This is a genomic window from Halomonas sp. (assembly GCF_033549285.1).
Taxonomy (GTDB): domain Bacteria; phylum Pseudomonadota; class Gammaproteobacteria; order Pseudomonadales; family Halomonadaceae; genus Halomonas.
The window spans coordinates 1-4,626 of sequence record NZ_JAWSUJ010000174.1; the positions used below are offsets into that span (position 1 = coordinate 1).

Consider the following 4,626-nt stretch of genomic DNA (forward strand, 5'->3'; position numbering starts at 1 on the left):
TTCAGGCGGCTCAGATTCTTGCCCCTTTGAGGGGCTAACAATATAAAGCCCCCGGCTTTGCCGGGGGATACTTACTCGCGAGTCCAGCCAGCCTAGTGGCGACGCCACATCACTTGCATTACCGAGATACCCCCAGCCAAGGCCCAGCGTGAGGTCCACATCGTGCCAGCGTTTGCTGGCGACCAGGTATTCGGCACCGAACTGACTGGTGCCCCCTGCGTCTCTCAGGCCAACCGCCAGCTGTGGCCAGTAACGGCTCTCTTCACGTAGGCGCAGTTTCGCGTCGATGCCCTTGTCAAGATAATCGCGCTCACCGGCGATGCTCGGCCCATAGCGTCGGTTCTCAACCGAGCCATAGCGAAAGCCCGTCTCCAACCAACTCGTCGGCTGGACAAATATCGAATAACGTCGATAGGGGGCACTGCGGCTCCATCCCGCTGAGAAGTGGCCGAGCTCAGCCATGCGGGCGGTAGGCGTCTGCATAAGACCGACACCACCAAAGTCGCTTTGTCCCGAGCCCAGGTTATCAGCCGTAGCCGGCGTCACGATCACGAGAATCAGAGAGCTCAGCGTCCAGGCCTGGATGGCGACCTTGTTGCTCAGTCTGCACAGCATCATGGTGTCTCCCAGCGCGTGCAGTCATCACCGGGTAGCCGGGTGGCGAGCCAGGCTGACAGCTCTCGGTTAATGAGGTGGCCTTCCCGAGTGCCACCGAGCCCCCGCTCAGGCAGCTGGACGATGACCCTTGCGCCCGGAGCGAGCGGCGAGGGTTCGAGATTCCAGGCGGCGATACCGCGTCGTTGCTGATCACCCGTGGGCGTGATGACCATCACATGATCGATTCCCCGGATGGCTGTGGGCGGAAGGGCGTTCAGGACACGGCTCAATGACATGCCTGGCTGCCAGGTGAGCCTGCCGACACCCTCAAGCGTCCAGGTTTCGACCCATGACGGGGGAGTGCAGGTGCCCAGTTGGGTGATGTCGGCCATTGACGGGTTACGCCGGAGGTCGCCTGCAAGCTCAGGTAGCCCCATGGGGCCGGGTGACCGTGCGTGGCGGATGGGCTGTTCATTCAGCACCTCGGCCCAGCGCCCGAGGGCCCTGGCCGTATCGGTATCTCGATAGGTAGAGATCACTGATGCCACTGCTCGCATCTCTGCTGACAGGCGGGCCTGCCGTGGTTCGAGCGTGACCGCATCACGTGAGCGCAATGCGAAACTGTAGGCCCAGTCGAAGGGCGCCTTGCCCTGGGTCAGGCGTGCTTCCTGCCAGGCTAGCCATGCTTCCGCCAGTGTGGGAGGTGTTGTCTTGGGCTGGGCATTGGCAACAAGCGGCAGTGTGGCCAGTAGGGTGGCCAGCATCAGGGGTTTGTACATGGGAGTCCGTGTCTTGCGATTTACCACCAGTGGCGGGCGACTTGCCACTGCATTGTCGGGGCACCGGGCCAGGGGGTCTCCTGCACGGCCCATAGGCGGCGAGTATCGGGATCCCGCCAGTAGGTCGCGGTTGTCGTGTCTCCCTTGATCCAGTCCAGGGATACGTTACAGCGCTCTGCGTCTCGAGCTTCGAGAGGAAGCGGTAGGCGCTCGGTCCCTCGGCAGCGCATCATGCCGCGAGCCTCGCTCCGGACAACCTCTCCCTGACGGTTGTGCCAGTGGCGGACCAAGGTGAATGAGGCAGGCGCGTCCTGCCGCCAGGGCACTCCATCGTCATAGTGAGTGCCCAGCAGATCTTCGGCCAGGCCGTTGGTCGCATGCAGACCGCCATCGTGCAACTCAAGCACCATCCCGTGCTGAGCGGGCCAGTACGTCATGTCTCCGGCCTGCGTGCCCAGAACCATCAAACCTTGCACATCACCAATGGACACAGAGAGTGAGGCATGCGGGATCGCTGAAGCGTTTGCCACCGTGACCTCGTCGTCCGGCCACAGGGCTTGCAGTGACGCAGCTAGCGGTGTTTGCCCTTGGCTGGCACAGCCTGCCAATAAACCAAGCAGTGCACATGACAAGGCCGCCCGCAGGCGGCCTTGAAATCTTCCAGCCGTCGGGTGCTGCGCGATCATTACCGGGTGCCTGTGGTACCCGTGGTGCCGGTGGTGCCGCCACCGCCATCACTGCCTCCAGAAGTGGCGGCACTGACGCCTACCCCAACGGCCACGGCACTGGCCACGCCAATACCGGCCAGAGCGGCGGTGGAAAGCCCTGTTGCCGCTGACAAGCCTGCCAGCCCCCCGGCAGCTGTGCCACCGGCGGCAGTGCCACCGGCGGCAGTGCCACCGGCAGCCGCTGCGCCGGCGCCTGCCGCGGAGCCAGCACCCGCGCCGGCAGCACCTGTACCTGCGGCAGAACCGGCACCCGCACTAGATCCCGCACCTGCTGCTGCACCTGTTTCGCTCTGGGCCACGGCGAGCGGTGATGCCAGCATTCCCGCGATCGCGATGAAAGCAAGTCCTTTCCTGAGCATTGAGTTACTCCTTCCGTATGACGGTATGTTGCCCAGCGTCAATTGATGCTATGTGTGACAGCTGTCTGATGGCCGCCATGATAGACCCTTGACACCCAGAAGTCTCGCCAGCTTGGGGTGAAGTTTCAATGACATGCCGATCAAGTCGGCCAATGTCGACATGGGTTGTAAGAGATGTCGTACATATGGGGATTTCTCGTCCGTACCGGTGGAGTAGCGGCCGATCCGTCATGTAGACTCCGCACCCTCCAATGTCCAATTCCAATGCATCTGCAGGCACAGCGCCTGCAGGCAGCCTCGCGATGACCGGCCTCAGGGATGCGCCATGACACCTTGGGGCGGTAGCGTGCCTGAAATTCCGCTCACTTCTCTTGCAGGCAAGAACATGCGCCGCACAACGCTCGCCAAGCTGGTCCTGGTTCTGGTTGGGGCCTCAATACTCTCCGGTTGTGCTCTGGCACCTGGTAGTCATTTTGACGCCAGTGTCGAGAGCGCCCCGATCGATGATCTTGTCGATGTCGAGCCCATCACGATGGGGCTGATCCAGGCGCAGCGTAAGAGGTCTGGAGGCGAGGCACGGCCCCAAGCCAGTGAGGCGCTGCGCGCGGCAATCGACAATTACACCTACCACATTGGCGAAGGGGATGTGTTGAGCATCACCGTATACGATCATCCGGAGCTGACGATTCCCTCTGGCGGTGAGCGCAGTGCCGAAGAGGCCGGGAACACCGTGCATCAGGACGGCACCATCTTCTATCCCTTTATCGGCCGCATCGAAGTAGTGGGCAGAACCGTCATCGAAGTGCGTGATGAGATCGAAAGGCGTCTTGTGCCGTACATCGCCGAACCCCAGGTCGAAGTAAAGATTGCAGCCTTCAATTCTCAGCGGGTTCAAGTCACTGGACAGGTCGAGAATCCCGGCCGCTTGCCGGTGACCAATGTCCCCATGACCGTGTTGGATGCCGTCAGCCTCTCCGGAGGACTCTCCGAGAAAGCAAACTGGCATGGCGTGCAACTGACACGAGATGGTGAGACACGTACGATCTCCCTGTACGCGATGCTGAATAACGGTGACCTGTCGCGAGACGTCCTGCTAAAAGGCGGTGACGTGCTGCATGTACCGGACCTGGGGAGCCAGAAAGTTTTTGTGATGGGCGAGGTGGCAGAGCCGCAAATGCTCCCGATGGGACGCACGCGCCTGACATTGACCGATGCGCTCAGCCAGGCAGGTAGCTTGAGAGAGGCGCAAGCTGATGCCAGCGGCATCTTTGTGTTTCGCCGTCAGCCAGAGAATGACCGTAAGTTGGCAACTGTCTACCAACTGGATGCACGAAACGCTGCGGCCATGGTGCTTGGCACCGAGTTTCAGCTGGAACCAGCGGACGTCGTGTATGTGACCACCACATCGCTCGGGCGTTGGAATCGGGTGATCAACCAGTTGCTGCCGACCGTCACTGCCATGTATCAGGTTACACGTACCACCCGGGATGCCAACGACCTGCGGGATGACTTCTGATGTTCCAGCGAATCCTCGTGATCTGCACCGGGAACATCTGTCGTAGCCCTGTCGCTGCGGCCATGCTGGCCAAGGCACTGCCGGGTCGCCAAGTCTCGTCCGCCGGGTTGGGGGCGCTGGTAGGGCATGGCGTGGAACCCACGGCTCGAGCTCTCGCTGAGGCGAATGGCCTGGATGTCGCTGATCATAAGGCCCGTCAGGTGAATCAGGAAATCCTTCAGGCGGCGGACCTGATTCTTGTGATGAGTGAAGGACAGCGACGGGCGGTGGGCGATCAGGCGCCCGAGACGCTCGGCAAGACGATGCTGGTCGGGAAATGGCTCGATGGTGGGCATGGCCGCGAGATTCCCGATCCCTATCGCAAGAGCCATGATGTTTTTGAGCACGTCCATCAATTACTGAAGGACGCGACTGACGCCTGGGCAACGCGTCTATAGGGTATGTGCCAAGCACATATAGCACCCTGTTACGTAGCGTGTTTTTTCATCTGATTTATGCCGTCAATTGATTGTGACATCTCTTTTTCTCTCGTACTTATGCGACGTCAGCGACCATGACCGACTCTCCTCTTAAGTGATTATGCATAATTAATCGTGCGCTCCGTGCCGTAATCCCCGAGCAGGCGATGGACCTCAGCACAGAGCCGA

6 protein-coding genes are annotated in these 4,626 nt (G+C 60.9%); 2 read left to right on the top strand and 4 right to left on the bottom strand.

Annotated elements, in window-relative coordinates:
- From SCI24_RS20990 to SCI24_RS21000, 4 genes are all read right to left on the bottom strand, one after another.
- Positions 1 to 618: YjbH domain-containing protein (locus tag SCI24_RS20990; RefSeq protein WP_318727220.1), on the bottom strand; the 618-nt coding region annotated here is incomplete at its 3' end.
- Positions 615 to 1,376, bottom strand: coding sequence for a capsule biosynthesis GfcC family protein (locus SCI24_RS20995; protein WP_318727221.1), 762 nt, complete (start codon positions 1,374 to 1,376; stop codon positions 615 to 617). The genes SCI24_RS20995 and SCI24_RS20990, both read right to left, overlap by 4 nt.
- A gap of 20 nt (positions 1,377 to 1,396) precedes the next feature.
- Positions 1,397 to 2,062: a YjbF family lipoprotein gene (locus SCI24_RS21600; RefSeq protein WP_412930344.1), complete on the bottom strand. Its 666-nt coding sequence runs from the start codon at positions 2,060 to 2,062 to the stop codon at positions 1,397 to 1,399.
- Between the two features lie 79 nt (positions 2,063 to 2,141).
- Complete coding sequence (locus SCI24_RS21000; protein WP_318727222.1) at positions 2,142 to 2,354, bottom strand: hypothetical protein; 213 nt, start codon at positions 2,352 to 2,354, stop codon at positions 2,142 to 2,144.
- 434 nt (positions 2,355 to 2,788) lie between these two features.
- On the opposite strand from SCI24_RS21000, the gene SCI24_RS21005 reads away from it, so the two are divergent.
- Positions 2,789 to 3,979 carry a polysaccharide export protein gene (locus SCI24_RS21005; protein WP_318727223.1) on the top strand — a complete coding sequence of 397 codons (1,191 nt, stop codon included), beginning with the start codon at positions 2,789 to 2,791 and terminating at the stop codon, positions 3,977 to 3,979.
- Complete coding sequence (locus tag SCI24_RS21010) at positions 3,979 to 4,416, top strand: low molecular weight protein-tyrosine-phosphatase (RefSeq protein WP_318727224.1); 438 nt, start codon at positions 3,979 to 3,981, stop codon at positions 4,414 to 4,416. Before SCI24_RS21005 ends, SCI24_RS21010 begins: the two co-directional genes overlap by 1 nt.
- Positions 4,417 to 4,626 lie beyond the last annotated feature (210 nt).

Excerpts from the sequence above, each read along its gene's own strand:
- SCI24_RS21010 (WP_318727224.1), top strand. The coding sequence starts at position 3,979 with ATGTTCCAGCGAATCCTCGTGATCTGCACCGGGAACATCTGTCGTAGC.
- SCI24_RS21600 (WP_412930344.1), bottom strand. The coding sequence starts at position 2,062 with ATGATCGCGCAGCACCCGACGGCTGGAAGATTTCAAGGCCGCCTGCGG.
- SCI24_RS20995 (WP_318727221.1), bottom strand. The coding sequence starts at position 1,376 with ATGTACAAACCCCTGATGCTGGCCACCCTACTGGCCACACTGCCGCTT.
- SCI24_RS21005 (WP_318727223.1), top strand. The coding sequence starts at position 2,789 with ATGACACCTTGGGGCGGTAGCGTGCCTGAAATTCCGCTCACTTCTCTT.